The sequence below is a fragment of the Pseudorhodoplanes sp. genome (genome assembly GCF_035565855.1).
Lineage (GTDB): Bacteria > Pseudomonadota > Alphaproteobacteria > Rhizobiales > Xanthobacteraceae > Pseudorhodoplanes.
On sequence record NZ_DATMRX010000335.1, the window covers coordinates 1 to 15,215 of the forward strand.

General features: G+C 63.8%; 16 protein-coding genes. 13 read left to right on the forward strand and 3 right to left on the reverse strand.

The window, feature by feature from the left end:
• Both VN004_RS19160 and rph read right to left on the reverse strand, forming a co-directional pair.
• A partial coding sequence (locus VN004_RS19160) for a non-canonical purine NTP pyrophosphatase (RefSeq protein ID WP_325613509.1) occupies positions 1 to 476 on the reverse strand: 476 nt, incomplete at its 3' end.
• Entirely contained in the window at positions 473 to 1,186 is a 714-nt protein-coding gene (gene rph, locus VN004_RS19165; RefSeq protein WP_325613512.1) for a ribonuclease PH, read from the reverse strand. The genes rph and VN004_RS19160, both read right to left, overlap by 4 nt.
• Before the next feature lie 106 nt (positions 1,187 to 1,292).
• On the opposite strand from rph, the gene VN004_RS19170 reads away from it, so the two are divergent.
• The 3 genes from VN004_RS19170 to grpE all read left to right on the forward strand — a co-directional run bounded on the left by VN004_RS19170 (position 1,293) and on the right by grpE (position 4,552).
• Positions 1,293 to 2,735 carry a hypothetical protein gene (locus VN004_RS19170; protein WP_325613515.1) on the forward strand — a complete coding sequence of 481 codons (1,443 nt, stop codon included), beginning with the start codon at positions 1,293 to 1,295 and terminating at the stop codon, positions 2,733 to 2,735.
• 67 nt (positions 2,736 to 2,802) lie between these two features.
• Positions 2,803 to 3,885 carry a heat-inducible transcriptional repressor HrcA gene (gene hrcA / locus VN004_RS19175; RefSeq protein ID WP_325613517.1) on the forward strand — a complete coding sequence of 361 codons (1,083 nt, stop codon included), beginning with the start codon at positions 2,803 to 2,805 and terminating at the stop codon, positions 3,883 to 3,885.
• Positions 3,886 to 3,949: 64 nt separating this feature from the next.
• Positions 3,950 to 4,552: a nucleotide exchange factor GrpE gene (gene grpE, locus VN004_RS19180; protein ID WP_325613519.1), complete on the forward strand. Its 603-nt coding sequence runs from the start codon at positions 3,950 to 3,952 to the stop codon at positions 4,550 to 4,552.
• A gap of 150 nt (positions 4,553 to 4,702) precedes the next feature.
• Here grpE and VN004_RS19185 read toward each other — a convergent pair whose 3' ends face one another.
• Positions 4,703 to 5,671 (reverse strand): hypothetical protein, encoded by a 969-nt coding sequence (locus VN004_RS19185; protein ID WP_325613523.1) that lies wholly within the window; start codon positions 5,669 to 5,671, stop codon positions 4,703 to 4,705.
• 150 nt (positions 5,672 to 5,821) lie between these two features.
• Here VN004_RS19185 and VN004_RS19190 point away from each other — a divergent pair, with 150 nt between their 5' ends.
• From VN004_RS19190 to VN004_RS19235, 10 genes are all read left to right on the forward strand, one after another.
• Positions 5,822 to 6,469, forward strand: coding sequence for a trimeric intracellular cation channel family protein (locus VN004_RS19190; protein ID WP_325613526.1), 648 nt, complete (start codon positions 5,822 to 5,824; stop codon positions 6,467 to 6,469).
• 273 nt (positions 6,470 to 6,742) lie between these two features.
• The gene (gene dnaK / locus VN004_RS19195; protein ID WP_325613530.1) at positions 6,743 to 8,659 is read left to right on the forward strand and encodes a molecular chaperone DnaK; all 1,917 of its coding nucleotides are present in this window, start codon (positions 6,743 to 6,745) and stop codon (positions 8,657 to 8,659) included.
• Between the two features lie 185 nt (positions 8,660 to 8,844).
• Positions 8,845 to 9,981 carry a molecular chaperone DnaJ gene (gene dnaJ / locus VN004_RS19200; protein WP_325613532.1) on the forward strand — a complete coding sequence of 379 codons (1,137 nt, stop codon included), beginning with the start codon at positions 8,845 to 8,847 and terminating at the stop codon, positions 9,979 to 9,981.
• Between the two features lie 105 nt (positions 9,982 to 10,086).
• Complete coding sequence (locus VN004_RS19205; RefSeq protein ID WP_325613534.1) at positions 10,087 to 10,698, forward strand: methyltransferase; 612 nt, start codon at positions 10,087 to 10,089, stop codon at positions 10,696 to 10,698.
• A 108-nt stretch (positions 10,699 to 10,806) separates the two neighbouring features.
• A complete protein-coding gene (locus VN004_RS19210) occupies positions 10,807 to 11,388 on the forward strand; it encodes an NAD(P)H-dependent oxidoreductase (RefSeq protein WP_325613536.1) in 582 nt (193 codons plus the stop codon).
• Positions 11,385 to 12,101 (forward strand): orotidine-5'-phosphate decarboxylase, encoded by a 717-nt coding sequence (gene pyrF / locus VN004_RS19215; protein ID WP_325613538.1) that lies wholly within the window; start codon positions 11,385 to 11,387, stop codon positions 12,099 to 12,101. Before VN004_RS19210 ends, pyrF begins: the two co-directional genes overlap by 4 nt.
• A gap of 24 nt (positions 12,102 to 12,125) precedes the next feature.
• On the forward strand, positions 12,126 to 12,428 hold the full coding sequence (locus tag VN004_RS19220) for a DUF1330 domain-containing protein (protein ID WP_325613540.1): 303 nt from the start codon (positions 12,126 to 12,128) through the stop codon (positions 12,426 to 12,428).
• Positions 12,429 to 12,570: 142 nt separating this feature from the next.
• Positions 12,571 to 13,386, forward strand: coding sequence for a 4-hydroxy-tetrahydrodipicolinate reductase (dapB, locus tag VN004_RS19225; RefSeq protein WP_325613542.1), 816 nt, complete (start codon positions 12,571 to 12,573; stop codon positions 13,384 to 13,386).
• 51 nt (positions 13,387 to 13,437) lie between these two features.
• The gene (locus VN004_RS19230; RefSeq protein WP_325613544.1) at positions 13,438 to 14,061 is read left to right on the forward strand and encodes a 2,3-bisphosphoglycerate-dependent phosphoglycerate mutase; all 624 of its coding nucleotides are present in this window, start codon (positions 13,438 to 13,440) and stop codon (positions 14,059 to 14,061) included.
• 185 nt (positions 14,062 to 14,246) lie between these two features.
• On the forward strand, positions 14,247 to 15,215 hold a 969-nt coding region (locus VN004_RS19235), incomplete at its 3' end, for a polysaccharide deacetylase family protein (RefSeq protein WP_325613546.1).

Genomic DNA, 15,215 nt, shown 5'->3' on the forward strand with positions numbered 1-15,215 from the left:
TCGCCGCGCGGCGGCCAGACCAGCGTGCCTTCGACGATCGCCTCGAAATCCTCGGTATGGCCGTCGGGCCAGGCGACGCAAAGCGCGGAAACGAAATGCGCGGTGCGACGCGCCGGTGTGGTCGCGCCATGGTCTCGCAACATCTGGTCGATGTTCTGCATTGCGCGCATGAAGTTCTTGTCAGGGCCGGCCCAGCGCGCGGAGTGAATGCCCGGCGCGCCGCCGAGCGCATCGACGACAAGACCTGAATCGTCGGCAAAGGCGGGGAGGCCGGAGGCCTTTGCCGCGGCATGCGCCTTGATCGCCGCATTCTCCGCAAAGGTCGTGCCGGTCTCTTCCGGCTCAGGCAGATTGAGCTCACCGGCCGATACGGCCTCGATGCCATAGAGCGCGAGCAGCTCGCGCATCTCGCGCAGCTTCCCCGCATTATGGGTGGCGATGACCAGCTTTGCCGTGATCTGACGATGCTCGCTCATGTCACGGCCATCTTCTGCAGATCGATCAGCTTGCCGACGCCCTTGCGTGCGAGCTTGAGCAAGTCGAGGAATTGCTCCTCGGTGAACGGCGTCTTTTCCGCCGTACCCTGGATTTCGATGATGCCGCCCGAACCGGTCATCACGAAGTTCGCGTCGGTCTCGGCTTCGGAATCTTCCGCGTAATCGATGTCGAGAACCGGGGTGCCCTTGGTGATGCCGCAGGACACCGCGGCAACATGATCGCGCAGCACCTCGGACTTGAGCATGTTGCGCGTCTTCATCCAGTGCAGGCAGTCGTAAAGCGCGACCCATCCGCCCGTGATCGATGCGGTGCGCGTGCCGCCATCGGCCTGGATGACGTCGCAATCGATGGTAATTTGCCGCTCCCCGAGCGCAACGAGATCCACCACGGTTCGCAGAGAGCGACCGATCAGCCGCTGAATCTCCACGGTCCGTCCGCCCTGTTTGCCCGCGGTCGCTTCGCGGCGCGTCCGCTCGGAGGTCGCGCGCGGCAGCATTCCGTATTCGGCGGTGACCCAGCCGCGCCCCTGTCCCTTCAGCCAGGGCGGCAGGCGATCCTCGAGGGTCGCGGTGACCAGCACATGGGTGTCGCCGAATTTCACAAAGCAGGAGCCTTCGGCATATTTGACCACGCCGCGCTCGAGCGAGACGGCACGCATTTCATCGGGAGCCCGGCGGCTTGGCCGCATCATTCAGTCCTTCTTGATTTGTCCTTCGGCTTCAGCGCTTTTAGGAGGCAGCGTCGCAGCCGACAAGCGCGGATTGTCCTTTCAACCGGTCTGGGGCCCAATTGGCATGCTCGATAACCTGATGCGGCCGCTTCGCGCGTTCCAGCCCGCCTATGTCCCGCTGATCATGGTCTATTTCGCCTATGGGGCGCTGGGGCTGATCGACGTCACGCGTGATTTCTGGATCAAGGAGAAGCTTCAGCTTTCGCCGGCCGATCTTGCCAGCATCGGGGTTTGGCTGACCCTGCCCTGGACCATCAAGATGGTGTTCGGGGAACTGGTGGATTGCGTCCCGATCTTCGGATCGCGGCGCAAGGCTTACATCCTGATCGGCGCGCTGTTCACCGCCGCGGGACTGTTGACGCTCGCCGGTGCGGCCGGAGGCTGGCTGGTCTTCCTGAGGCCGGACCATCTCTATGTTCTCGGCGCGCTCCTGATCGTGCTCGGGACGGTGATCCAGGACGTGGTTGCCGATGCGATGTCGACCGAGGTGGTGAGCCGGGTCGATGCACAGGGCGAACCGAGACCGGACAACGAAGTCCGGTCCGAACTGGGCATGGTGCAGGTGCTGGGCCGCCTTGCGCTGTCGGCTGGCATCGTTGCGGTCGCCGGTTTGTCCGGCGTTCTGGCCGGCGTGTTCGACCGAGAAACCGTGTTCCTGATGGGTCTCGCGATCCCGGCAATCTCCGTCACCGGTACGCTGCTGGTCCGGAAGGAGCCGACCGAAATCCGGCCGCTCGACTGGCGCATTCTTGGCGGCGGCTTGATCTTCGGGGCGATGGTGCTGGCGATCGCGCTGGGCGGCGTTCCCTTTGGCCAGGAGGCCATCTTCGTTCTATCGATGATCGTCATCTGCGGGATGCTGGTGTTCGTCACCCGCGAGCTCGATCACAAGTCGCGGATGGCGATCCTCTACACCAGCATCATCATTTTTGCGTTCCGCGCGACGCCGGGCGTCGGCGACGGCTATTTCTGGTGGACGCTGGACATCCTGAAATTCGACGAGAATTTCTACGGTGCCTTGCGTCAGACCGGCGCCGTGCTGGCGATCCTCGGCATGTGGCTGTTCTCCCGCCAGCTTACCGAATATTCGGTGACCAAGACGCTGTTCTGGCTGGCGATCATCGGCACCTTGCTGGCGACGCCGAGCCTTGCGCTTTACTACGGCGTGCAAGAATGGACCGAGCGCACCTTCGGTTTCGGCGCCCGCACCATCGCGCTGGTCGACACGGTCGCCTCGTCGCCGTTCGCGCAGCTGTCGATGATTCCGCTTTTGACGCTGATCGCGTTCTATGCGCCGCCCGGACACCGCGCGACCTGGTTCGCGCTGATGGCGTCGCTGATGAATCTGGCGCTGGCGGCCGGCCAGTTGCAGACCAAATATCTCAACCAGATCTTTGCGGTTCAGCGCGGCGAGTATACGGAACTCGGCGGCCTGCTGATCGCGGCATTGGCGATCGGATTCATCCTGCCCATCGGGACGATCCTGCTCTTCGGGCGGCGGGTCTGAGGCCGATGGCGCTTGAAATCCGAGGCATAATCGACACATCCTACGCAATCAAAGGAGATTGCCTGTCTTGGCGTCACACGACATCCCGATCGGCGCGACCCATGTTTCGCTCGCCGATCTGAGCGAGCGGTCGCGCGACATATTCCGTCAGATCGTCGAGAGCTACCTGGCCACCGGCGAACCGGTTGGCTCGCGCAATGTGTCACGTCTGCTTCAGGTTTCGCTGTCGCCGGCCTCCGTGCGCAACGTGATGAGCGACCTCGAGCAGCTCGGGCTCATCTACGCTCCGCACACCTCGGCCGGCCGGCTGCCCACGGAAATCGGGCTGCGCTTCTTCGTCGATGCCCTGATGGAGATCGGCGACCTCAACGACAGCGACCGGCGTGCGATCGAGGCGCAGGTCGCCGGACGCGGCCAGTCCTACGAAAATGTCCTGATGCAGGCATCCGGCCTCCTGTCCGGTCTGACGCGGGCCGCTGGTGTTGTGCTGACCGCCAAGCTCAACAGCAACCTCAAGCACATCGAATTCGTGCGGCTCGAGCCCGAGCGGGCGCTCGTCGTGCTGGTTTCGGAAGACGGGCAGATCGAAAACCGCATCCTCAACATCCCTGCCGGCTTGCCGACATCCTCGCTGACCGAGGCCTCCAACTTCCTGAATGCGCGGATTCGCGGCAAGACGATCGCCGAATTGCGGATCGAGCTCGAAGAGGCCCTGGAGGCCGGACGCGCCGAACTCGACCAGCTCACGCAAAAGATCGTCGCGGCGGGCTTCGCAAGCTGGTCCGGCGGGGAGACCGAGGACCGCAAGCTGATCGTGCGCGGACAGTCGCATCTGCTCGATGATCTCCGCGCGCTCGACGATCTGGAGCGTGTCCGGCTGCTCTTCGACGACCTCGAAACGCGCCGCGGGGTGATCGATCTCCTCGGCCGCGCCGAGCGTGCCGACGGTGTGCGGATCTTCATCGGGTCGGAGAACAAGCTGTTCTCCCTGTCCGGCTCATCCACAATCGTCGCCCCCTACCGGGATTCCACGGGACGAATCCTGGGGGTGCTGGGCGTAATCGGCCCGACCCGGCTAAATTATGCGCGCGTTATCCCCATGGTGGATTATACCGCCAAGTTGGTGTCCCGAATCCTCTCGGGAACTTGATTTTTACTCCTCGAATTCTGATATGGCGGGACGATAAGCCATCACCGTCACCGGACGCACCGCGATGAACGATACGCCACGGCCTGACGCGCCAGCACCTGAAGCCGACGCCAAGTCCAGCCCCGAGCCCAAGGTCTCGAAGCCCTACGTCGATCCATCGCTCCTGGTCGATGAAGCGGCGGAGATGAAGGACCGCCTGCTGCGGACGCTGGCCGAGATGGAAAATCTCCGCAAGCGCACCGAGCGTGAGGTTGCTGACGCGCGCCAATACGGCATCGCCTCGTTTGCGCGCGACATCCTCGGCGTTTCCGACAATCTGCGCCGTGCGCTCGACACGATCACGCCGGAAGTCCGGGCTGGTGCGGACGCGGCCTTTACCGCCTTCATCGAAGGCGTCGAGCTGACCGAACGCGAGTTGATGAAGGCGCTCGAGAAGCACGGCATCCGCAGGATCGATCCGCTCAACGAGAAGTTCGACCCCAACCTGCATGACGCGATGTTCGAAGTGCCCGACCCTTCGGTCGCCGCCGGCACCGTGGTCCAGGTGATGCAGCCGGGCTATGTCATCGCTGATCGCATCCTGCGGCCGGCTATGGTCGCGGTGTCGAAGGGCGGACCAAAAGCTTCGCCCGCGCCGGTCGCGAACGACAATGCCGGCGGGAAATAGCCCGACCTCGTTTGTTGATTGACCGCTCGCTGCGTCCACAGCAAGGTCGCGTGGTCAGGTAAAAGCCACGCTCCAAGCGTCGCGCGTGACCGCCAGATCCGTATGCCGTCTATCCGGAACGACGGCAAAAGCGACGCAAAAAGCGCGACATCACTCCCGCGCGTTGATGCCGTCGCGAATCTGACGGAAGCGTGTGAAATTCTCCGACCATTGCGCCTTCGGCGAAACGCCGACAATGCGGATGAAGCCGCCGACGCCGAAGCGTATCCACTGAACGATCACCACATCGGTGTCGTCCGCAGCGGCCTGGCCCTCCAGCCTGATTTCGTCGGTCGGCTGACCGCCGACCCTGATCTGATCCTGCGAGGCCAGCTTCAGATTGTTGAAGCCCTGGATGCTGCGCAGCACATTCTGGGCAAAGCTCGCCCGCTCGCTGGGCTGCGTCGGTGCGCCGACGCCGACCGAAACCATCACCAGCGGCTCGACCTTATGGATTTCGGTTGGTCCTGCGCGCTCGGTCAGCATGACCGCCTGGCCTGGCGCCATCAGCCGGACGCCTTCGAAATTCGCCCGTTCGGTGACGCGAAATGGCATGGTGTCGAGGATTTCCTCCGGCGGGATCGCTGCGCGCAAGGTCGCGCTCGCCAGCGCCTTGCGGATCGCGTCTTCCGGATAGACGTCGCTTGCCTCGGCCGGCACCTGAGCGGTGACGATGAACGAAAAATTCGCGTCTGAGCCCTGTCCGGTGATGCTGCGCCGCGTGATCATCAGCCATTTGCGGAACTTGGTGCCCTCCGCTTCCTGGTCACCGACAACGAGATGCGCTGCGCCGCTTTCGGTCAAAAGCACTTCGCGCTTGGCATTGCTGACGCCGGGCAGATTGATCGCTCCCGAATTCATCGCCTTGAGAAATTGATCATAGGCCTGACCGGGCACCTGGCTCACCACGATCGCGGCCTTGCGCTCGCGATCCTCGAAGCCGGGGAACGTCTTGGCTGCGGTCATCCCCGCCGGCGGTACGAGCCCGATATGCGACCCGGTCGGAAACACCGCGTCCGCAGCCAGAACAGGCCCCGAAACGAGCAGAGCAAATAGCAGCACGGCTGTTCGCAGCATCATCAGGGCCATCGCGATCTGTGGGTACGGTTTTGCGTTTCGCCGCAGGGCCGGGCATAGCCGTCGGTCGATGCGGCCGGGCGGGGCAGTCGCAATGTACCACCGAATCGGGTCATTGAAAGGCAGGTGCCGCGCGCAAAGCCGGGTGCGACCATGCTCGAGACCCTGATCACCATCCTCGACGTCCTGGGCGTCGCGGTGTTTGCCGTTACCGGTGCGCTGGTCGCCTCGCGCAAGCAGATGGACGTCGTCGGATTCGCACTGCTCGCCACCGTCACCGGGATCGGCGGTGGAACCCTGCGCGACGTGGTGCTGGGGCTGACGCCGGTCTTCTGGGTGCAGAAGCCGATCTATGTCGCGGTATGCCTCGTGGTCGCGGTGATCGTCTTTTTCGCCGCCCATATCCCGGAATCCCGCTTTCGGCTGCTGCTCTGGCTCGATGCGATCGGATTGTCGATGTTCTGCGTGGTCGGCGCCGATCGGGCGCTCGACGCCGGCACCACCCCGTTCATTGCCATCGTCATGGGGGTCATCACGGCCACCATGGGGGGCGTCATCCGCGATGTGCTGGGCGGTGAAATCCCGATCATCCTGCGCAGGGAGGTCTATGTCACCGCCGCGCTCGCCGGGGCCGCCGTCTTCGTCCTCCGCGGGGTGGCCGGGATGCCGTCCACCATTGCCGCGATTTCGGGGTTTGCGGTCTGTCTTGCGATCCGGGGACTGGCGCTGCATCGCGGCTGGTCGTTGCCGGTCTACCGGCCGCGTCCGGGACGCCCCCCTGCGGAAATCGATCGCCGTTAGGGAAACCGAAACGAAACCCGCGCAGCTTCCCTGCGCGGACGCCGGCCGCAAACGCCTGCGGATCAGGCGTTTTCACTGCATCTCCCGCTCCCTAAGTCCTTGCGGCCCAAAGGGCCCCTCCTATATGACCCGTGACGCCGCAGGGCTGCGGCGCGATCATTTTAGAGGGGGTCGGATTACGGACGCGCGACGGGGGCACCCGTCGAATTCAACGCTCTATCCGGGTGCCGGTTCAGGGCCCGGCCGATCTGCCTGAAAGAGAGGAATAGAAAAATGTCAAAGGTCATCGGTATCGACCTCGGCACCACCAATTCGTGCGTCGCCGTGATGGAAGGAAAGACGCCGCGGGTCATCGAAAATGCCGAGGGCATGCGCACGACGCCTTCGATCGTCGCATTCACCGACGACGGCGAGCGGCTCGTCGGCCAGCCGGCCAAGCGTCAGGCTGTCACCAATCCCGAACGGACCATCTTTGCGGTCAAGCGCCTGATCGGTCGGCGCTACGACGACCCGACGGTGGAAAAGGACAAGAAGCTTGTCCCCTACAAGATCACCAAGGCTTCGAACGGCGACGCCTGGGTTGAGGTCGACGGCAAGACCTATTCGCCGTCGCAGATCTCGGCCTTCATCCTTCAGAAAATGAAAGAGACCGCCGAGGCCCATCTGGGTCAGAAGGTCGAGCAGGCCGTCATCACTGTCCCGGCCTATTTCAACGATGCCCAGCGCCAGGCGACCAAGGACGCCGGCAAGATCGCGGGCCTCGAAGTTCTCCGCATCATCAACGAGCCGACCGCGGCCGCGCTGGCCTATGGCCTCGACAAGCAGAAGTCCGGCACCATCGCAGTCTACGACCTTGGCGGCGGCACCTTCGACGTCTCGGTGCTCGAAATCGGCGATGGCGTGTTCGAGGTGAAGTCGACCAACGGCGACACCTTCCTCGGCGGCGAAGACTTCGACATGCGGCTGGTCGGCTATCTCGCCGATGAATTCCAGAAGGAGCAGGGCATCGACCTGCGCAAGGACAAGTTGGCCCTGCAGCGGCTGAAGGAAGCCGCCGAAAAGGCCAAGATCGAGCTGTCTTCGACGACGCAGACCGAAATCAATCTGCCCTTCATCACCGCGGACCAGACCGGTCCGAAGCATCTGACCATGAAGCTGACGCGCGCCAAGTTCGAGGCGCTGGTCGACGACCTGATCCAGCGGACGGTCGAGCCGTGCCGCAAGGCGCTGAAGGATGCCGGGCTGAGTGCGTCGGAAGTCAATGAAGTGATCCTGGTCGGCGGCATGACCCGCATGCCGAAGGTCCAGGAAGTCGTGAAGCAATTGTTCGGCAAGGAGCCGCACAAGGGTGTCAACCCGGACGAAGTCGTGGCGATCGGTGCTGCGATCCAGGCCGGCGTCTTGCAGGGCGACGTCAAGGACGTGCTCTTGCTCGACGTCACGCCGTTGTCGCTCGGCATCGAAACCGAGGGCGGCATCTTCACCCGCCTGATCGATCGCAACACCACGATCCCGACCAAGAAGAGCCAGGTGTTCTCGACCGCGGCCGACAACCAGAATGCGGTCACCATCCGGGTCTTCCAGGGCGAGCGCGAAATGGCGGCCGACAACAAGCTGCTCGGCCAGTTCGACCTGATGGGTATCCCGCCGGCGCCGCGTGGCGTGCCGCAGATCGAGGTCACGTTCGACATCGACGCCAACGGCATCGTCAACGTCCAGGCCAAGGACAAGGGGACCGGCAAGGAGCAGCAGATCCGCATCCAGGCCTCGGGTGGTTTGTCCGAAGCCGACATCGAGAAGATGGTCAAGGATGCCGAGGCGCATGCCGAAGAGGACAAGAAGCGCAAGGCAGCGGTTGAAGCCAAGAACCACGCCGAAGCTCTGGTCCATTCGACCGAGAAGGCGTTGTCGGAGCACGGTTCGAAGGTCGGCGAGGACGATCGCCGGGCCATCGAGAATGCGCTTGCCGATCTGAAGGAAGCGCTGAAGGGCACCGACGGCGACGCGATCGCTGCCAAGACCAACACGCTGGCTCAGGCTTCGATGAAGCTTGGCGAAGCGATGTACAAGTCGCAGCAGGACGCTGCGTCGGGCGGTTCGGACTCGTCCGGCGGCGCGGCCGGCGGCAAGGACGACGTGGTCGACGCCGAGTTCACCGAAGTCGACGACGACAAGAAAAAGTCGGCTTAAGCTTCGGACAGTTCGATGTCCGTCGACCACGACGTACACGACCGACATCATCGCACCCGCGGGCTTGACCCGCGGGTCGCTTCTGTAGAAATCGTTGGATGGCCTGGGCGTGGGCAGATAAATCGTAGCCGTTCTTTGAACGGTCACGCCCGGCGATGACCGATTGGGTGGCGGATCGCTCTACGATGGCCAAGGCTTGTTACTACGAAACGCTCAGTGTCTCGCGAACCGCGAGCGACAATGAGATCAAGAGCGCGTATCGCAAGCTTGCGATGAAGTGGCACCCGGATCGCAATCCGGGAGACAAGTCCGCTGAGGCTAAATTCAAGGAAATCAACGAGGCCTATGACGTTCTGAAGGACGGCGACAAACGCGCCGCCTATGACCGTTTCGGCCACGCCGCCTTCGAGCACGGCAATGGCGCGAGTGCGCACGGCTTCGGGTCGGATTTCGGCTCGGCTTTTTCCGACATCTTCGAAGGCATTTTCGGGATGGCCGGCGGCCGCAGCCGTTCCTCCGGTGGCCGCGAGCGCGGCGCGGATTTGCGCTACAATATGGAGATCACGCTGGAGGAGGCCTATTTCGGCAAGACCGCCGAAGTGCGGATTCCGACATCGGTGACCTGCGAAGCGTGTTCGGGCTCCGGCGCCAAGGCCGGGACGCGTCCCAAGACCTGCGGCATGTGCGGCGGCGCTGGCCGCGTGCGGCATGCGCAAGGCTTCTTCACCCTGGAGCGCACCTGTCCGTCCTGCCAGGGACGCGGTCAGGTCATCGACGATCCGTGTCCCTCGTGCGCGGGATCTGGCCGGGTGACGCGCGAACGCATGCTGTCGGTCAACATTCCTGCCGGCGTGGAGGACGGTACCCGTATCCGGCTGGCTGGCGAAGGCGAGGCCGGGCTGCGGGGCGGCGCCTCCGGCGACCTGTACATTTTCCTGTCGCTCGCATCCCACCCGATTTTCCAGCGCGATGGCGCCGACCTGCATTGCCGGGTCCCGGTCTCCATGGTGACGGCCGCGCTCGGCGGCGAGTTCGAGGTGCCGTCGATCGACGGGTCGCGCAGCAAGGTGAAGGTGCCGTCCGGCACCCAATCCGGGCGGCGGTTCCGATTGCAGGGCAAAGGCATGCCTGTCCTGCGCTCGAAGCAGATGGGCGACATGTATGTCCAGGTTGTAGTGGAGACCCCGCAAAACCTGACCAAGCGGCAACGCGAGTTGCTGATGGAATTTCAAAAGCTTTCATCCACCGAAACGCAGCCGGAATCGACCGGCTTCTTCGCCCGGATGAAGGAATTGTTCGATATTGGGTCACGTGCCCAGTGACAGACCTCAAGCCTGGCGTCCCGATTTGCGCCGGTACTCTTGGCGGGACCGCCCAAAACGGTTATGCCTTGGGTGGGTCACAATAGTTTCATAAACACAGCGGCAATGCGTCCCCAGTCCTCCCTCGCCGAGAAGAAGGGCCTTCGTCTTGATGACGAGGTGCGGTTCATCCGTTCTTGGCTGGAGAAGCCGCTGGCGATCGGCGCGGTGACGCCGTCGGGCCGCGTTCTGGCGCGCACCATGGCGCGGTATGTCGATGTATCGATCCCGGGTCCCGTCGTCGAACTGGGTCCCGGCACCGGTCCGGTCACCGAGGCGCTGCTGGCGCGCGGCGTCGAGCAAAAGCGGCTGGTGCTGGTCGAGTTCAATCACGGCTTCTGCCGGATCCTGCGCCAGCGCTTCCCGGAAGCGACGGTGGTGCAGGGAGACGCTTACAGCCTTCGGCGCACGCTCGGCGAGGTGCTCGACGCACCGGCTGCCGCGATGGTGTCCGGCCTGCCGCTCCTGAACAAGCCGATGCGCACGCGCATTCGCCTGCTCAACGAGGCCTTCGGCCTGTTGCACGAGAACGCGCCCTTTGTGCAGTTCACTTATTCGATGGCGGCGCCGCCGATCCCCAAGGGCCTGTCGCGCATTGCGGCCGAGGCTTCCGAGCGCATCTGGATGAATCTCCCGCCTGCACGGGTGTGGTGCTATCGCCGCGAGCTGGTGTCCTGAGTTATCGTCGTCCCTCGCGGAAGCAGGGACACATAACCGCTGCTCTGGAATAGAGGTCCCCGCATTCGCGGGGACGTCTGTATCTGCGGATCGATATCTTTCAGCTCCATGCCCGCTCCGAAAATCCTGGTCTTTGCCGGCTCGATCCGGACCGGCTCGATGAACGGGCAGCTCGCCGCGCTCGCGGCCAAGGAATTCGCGCTGGCGGGCGCCGATGTCACCCGCATCTCGCTGCTCGATTATCCGATGCCGCTCTATGACGGCGATCTGGAAAGCCGTTCCGGTCCGCCGGCGCCTGCGGTATCCCTCAAGCGGATGATTGAGCAGCATCAGGGAGTCTTCATCGCGAGCCCCGAATACAATGCTTCGGTGACGCCGCTCCTGAAGAATACGCTCGACTGGGTGTCGCGGGTGCGCGATGGCAATGAGGCGCCGCTCGCTGCGTACAGGAACCGTGCCTTTGCACTCGGCGGGGCATCGAATGGCGGATATGGCGCGATGCGATCGCTGATGGCGCTGCGGCAGGTTCTGGAACAGGGCTGCGGCGCGCTCGTGATCCCCGACCAGATCGCGGTCGCCCGCGCTGGCGAGGCCTTCGACGAGATGGACAATTTCAGGGATGAGGCGAATAGCAAACGGCTCAAGGCCGTGGTCAAAAGCCTGATCGAATTCGCGAGACATTACGCATGACTTCCTCACGTTCCGCTATCGCTCCCCGCGAGCGCGTCATCGTCGCGCTCGACCTGCCCTCGGTTGCGTCGGCGGAGAAGCTGGTCGGCCAGCTCGGCGACAGCATTGCGTTCTACAAGATCGGCTATCAGCTCGGTTACGCCGGCGGCCTGTCCTTCGCGCAGGACCTGATCAAGTCCGGCAAGAAGGTATTCTTCGACCTGAAACTGCACGACATCGGCAACACCGTGAACAAGGGCGTCGAGAGCATCGTCAATTCCGGCGCGACCTTCCTCACGGTGCATGCCTATCCGCAGACCATGAAGGCGGCGCTCGATGCGAGCCGCGGCTCCAGTCTGAAGATCCTCGCAGTCACCATCCTGACCTCCTACAACGATCGCGATGTCACGGAAGCCGGCTATGGCGGGACCGCGCGCGATCAGGTGAAACGCAAGAGCGAGCAGGCCTGCGCGCTCGGCATCGACGGGATCGTATGCTCGGCGGAGGAATCGGAGATGCTGCGGCCGATCGTCGGCCCGGACCGGCTTCTGGTCACGCCGGGCATTCGGCCGGCGGGCGCCGATACCGGCGATCAGAAGCGGATCATGACGCCGGCTGCGGCTGTTCGCGCCGGTTCGGACTATCTCGTGGTCGGGCGGCCGATTACCGGCGTCGCCGATCCGAAGGCGGCTGCGGATGCGATCGTGCAGGAAGTGGCGCAGGCGGCAAAATAACAGGCAAAATACAAGGAGGAAGCGATGGCGAAGGGCTACTGGATCGGGCGTGTCGATGTGCGCGACGAGGAGGGCTACAAGCCCTACGCACTCGCAAACCCGGCGATCTTCAAGAAATATGGCGGGCGTTTCGTGGTCCGTGGTGGCCCGTTCGAATGCCCCGAGGGTGAGGCGCGCAGCCGCAACGTGGTGATCGAGTTTCCGGATTATGCGACGGCGCTGGCTTGCTACAACTCCCCGGAATACCAGGCCAATATCAAGGTGCGCGCGCCGCACGCGACCGCCGATATCGTCATCATCGAGGGGTATGACGGCCCGCAGCCGTAAGCCGGCACGGCGTCGCGGCCGGGCTTGACCCGGCCAGCCATCTCGCGAAGAACATGCATCCGCGGGCCGAAAGGCGAGCGAAGCGACGGAAGCGCTTTAGCCTGTCGGGTCCGCGGGTTTCGAACCCCGGAGACTGTGCGCAATGTCCGACATGCGGCTGATCGTGGCGGGAGCTGGCGGCCGCATGGGTCGCGCGCTCATCCGCGCCATTGCCGACGCAAAGGGCGTCACGTTGTCGGGAGCGCTCGAGGAGCCTGGTTCGCCGCTGGTTGGACGCAACGCCTCCGAGCTGGCCGGGGTCGGAGGGCAGGATATTCCGATCACGGACGACGCGGAGACGGTGATCGGCGATGCGGATGGCATCATTGATTTCACGATCCCGAAGGCGACGGTGGCGCTCGCCGGACTCGCGGCCAAGGCCGGCATCGTGCATGTGATCGGCACCACGGGGCTTTCGGCGCAAGACGAGGCCGCACTCGCCGAGGCGGCGAAGAAGGCGACCATCGTCCGATCCGGCAACATGAGCCTTGGCGTCAATCTGCTGGCGGCGCTGGTCAAGCGGGTGGCGAAGACCCTCGACGAGGAATTCGACATCGAGATCGTCGAGATGCATCACAACAAGAAGATCGATGCGCCGTCCGGCACCGCGCTGTTGCTCGGTCGCGCTGCGGCGGAAGGGCGCAATGTCGATCTCGACAAGACCTCGGTCCGCTCGCGCGACGGCCATACCGGCGCGCGCAAGGCCGGCGACATCGGCTTCGCGACGCTGCGCGGCGGCACCGTCGTCGGCGATCACAGCGTGATCTTTGCGGGGCCTTCCGAACGGATCGAGCTCAGCCACCGCGCCGAGGATCGCATGATATTTGCCCGCGGCGCGGTGCGGGCCGCGCTTTGGGCGAAAGGCCAGAAGCCCGGCCTCTATTCGATGATGGATGTGCTGGGCCTGAAGGACGTTTGAAGTTACCCCCGCGTTAACGCGGTCTGAAGAGAGTGAAAGAAAGAAACTGACATGTCCGATCGTCTTCTTGTGCTCGTGCGCCATGGCCAGAGCGAATGGAATTTGAAGAACCTGTTCACCGGCTGGCGTGACGTGGACCTGACCGAGCAGGGCGTCGCCGAGGCGAAGGAAGCCGGGCGCAAGCTCAAGGCGCAGGGCATTACGTTCGACGTCGCCTTCACCTCCGCCCTCAAGCGCGCGCAGCGCACGCTCGACATTATCCTGGCCGAGATGGGGCAGAGCGGCATCCCGATCGTGCGCGACCAGGCGCTGAACGAGCGCGATTACGGCGACCTGTCCGGTTTGAACAAGGACGATGCCCGCAAGAAATGGGGCGAGGAGCAGGTGCATATCTGGCGCCGGTCGTATGACATTGCGCCTCCCGGCGGTGAATCGCTCCGCGATACGCTCGCCCGCACCCTGCCGTATTACGTTCAGGAGATCCTGCCCGCCGTGCTGCAGGGCAAGCGCACCGTCATCGCTGCGCATGGCAATTCGCTGCGCGCCCTTGTGATGGTGCTGGAGAAGCTGTCGCCGGAGGGCATCCTGAAGCGCGAAATCGCGACCGGCGTGCCGATCATCTATCGGCTCAACGCCGACGCAACGGTTGCCTCCAAGCTTGATCTGGCTGCGTAGGCCAACGGCCTACGAGAGACGAAGACACAGCAAAGCATTAACGCTTCGCGCTAACCACACATCGCAATTGCCGTTGATCGATCCGTCGGTCATGCTGTTTGCAATAGCGCATGCGTGCGGTGGCGTTTGTAAGCGTTGCGTTGAGTCTTGCGTTCGGGAGTGGCAGTGCCCAGGCTGAACCGGCCGTGCAGCGGCCACCGCAATTCGTTGCAATTGCCTTCGACAATTGCACCGAGCTGGAGCGCTGGCAGGAATGGACCGATTTCGCGGCCGAGCTGAACCGCGACGGTGAGCGCGTCCGTTTCACCTTCTTCGTCAGCGGCATCAATTTCCTGAGCAACGGCAAAAAGCATCTCTACCAGGGGCCTCAGCAGTCCCGCGGCGCCTCGCGCATCAATTTCGGCGGCAGCGCCGAGGATGTGCGAAAGCGCGTCGCCTTCATGAACGCGATGCATCGCGACGGACACGAAATCGCCTCGCACGCCGTCGGACATTTCGACGGCCGGGGCTGGAGCGCGGCGTCATGGGCGTCCGAGTTCACGAGCTTCGATGGCCTTTTGGACAATGTTGCGCGCAATAACGATCTGGTGCCCGGCGAAGGCTTTGCATTCACGGCAAAGGACATCGTGGGCTTCCGTGCGCCGTATCTCGCGCATAGCCCCGGCCTCTACGCGACGCTCGCGGCGCGCGGCTATCGTTACGACACGAGCGGCACCAGCCCCTCGCATGCCTGGCCGGAAAAGCGCGACGGCATCTGGCGTTTCAATCTCGCCGGCATCCGCCTGGCCGGCTCGGGGCGCGCCACCCTGTCGATGGACTATAATTTCCTCGTCGCGCAATCGGGCGCGGCGCCCATCGCCAGCCGCCGCGAGCAATTCCGCCGCCAGATGCTGGACAGCTACCTGAATTATTTCCGCGCGAACTACGCCGGCAACCGCGCGCCGATCCATATCGGGCACCATTTCACCGACTATCAGAATGGCGCATACCGCGAGGCGCTCAAGAGCTTCGCGCGGGCGGTCTGCGGGCTGCCGGAAGTGCGCTGCGTCACCTACAAGACGCTCGCCGATTTCATGGACCGGCTGCAGCCCGAGGTCCTCGCGGCTTACCGCAACGGCGATTTCCCGCGCGCCGGAGAGCCGGTCTTTGCGAGC

Coding starts and splice junctions, on each gene's coding strand:
- VN004_RS19205 (WP_325613534.1), top strand. CDS start 10,087: ATGCGTCCCCAGTCCTCCCTCGCCGAGAAGAAGGGCCTTCGTCTTGAT.
- VN004_RS19190 (WP_325613526.1), top strand. CDS start 5,822: ATGCTCGAGACCCTGATCACCATCCTCGACGTCCTGGGCGTCGCGGTG.
- grpE (WP_325613519.1), top strand. CDS start 3,950: ATGAACGATACGCCACGGCCTGACGCGCCAGCACCTGAAGCCGACGCC.
- dnaJ (WP_325613532.1), top strand. CDS start 8,845: ATGGCCAAGGCTTGTTACTACGAAACGCTCAGTGTCTCGCGAACCGCG.
- dnaK (WP_325613530.1), top strand. CDS start 6,743: ATGTCAAAGGTCATCGGTATCGACCTCGGCACCACCAATTCGTGCGTC.
- VN004_RS19230 (WP_325613544.1), top strand. CDS start 13,438: ATGTCCGATCGTCTTCTTGTGCTCGTGCGCCATGGCCAGAGCGAATGG.
- VN004_RS19210 (WP_325613536.1), top strand. CDS start 10,807: ATGCCCGCTCCGAAAATCCTGGTCTTTGCCGGCTCGATCCGGACCGGC.
- VN004_RS19220 (WP_325613540.1), top strand. CDS start 12,126: ATGGCGAAGGGCTACTGGATCGGGCGTGTCGATGTGCGCGACGAGGAG.
- rph (WP_325613512.1), bottom strand. CDS start 1,186: ATGCGGCCAAGCCGCCGGGCTCCCGATGAAATGCGTGCCGTCTCGCTC.
- dapB (WP_325613542.1), top strand. CDS start 12,571: ATGTCCGACATGCGGCTGATCGTGGCGGGAGCTGGCGGCCGCATGGGT.
- pyrF (WP_325613538.1), top strand. CDS start 11,385: ATGACTTCCTCACGTTCCGCTATCGCTCCCCGCGAGCGCGTCATCGTC.
- VN004_RS19170 (WP_325613515.1), top strand. CDS start 1,293: ATGCTCGATAACCTGATGCGGCCGCTTCGCGCGTTCCAGCCCGCCTAT.
- VN004_RS19185 (WP_325613523.1), bottom strand. CDS start 5,671: ATGATGCTGCGAACAGCCGTGCTGCTATTTGCTCTGCTCGTTTCGGGG.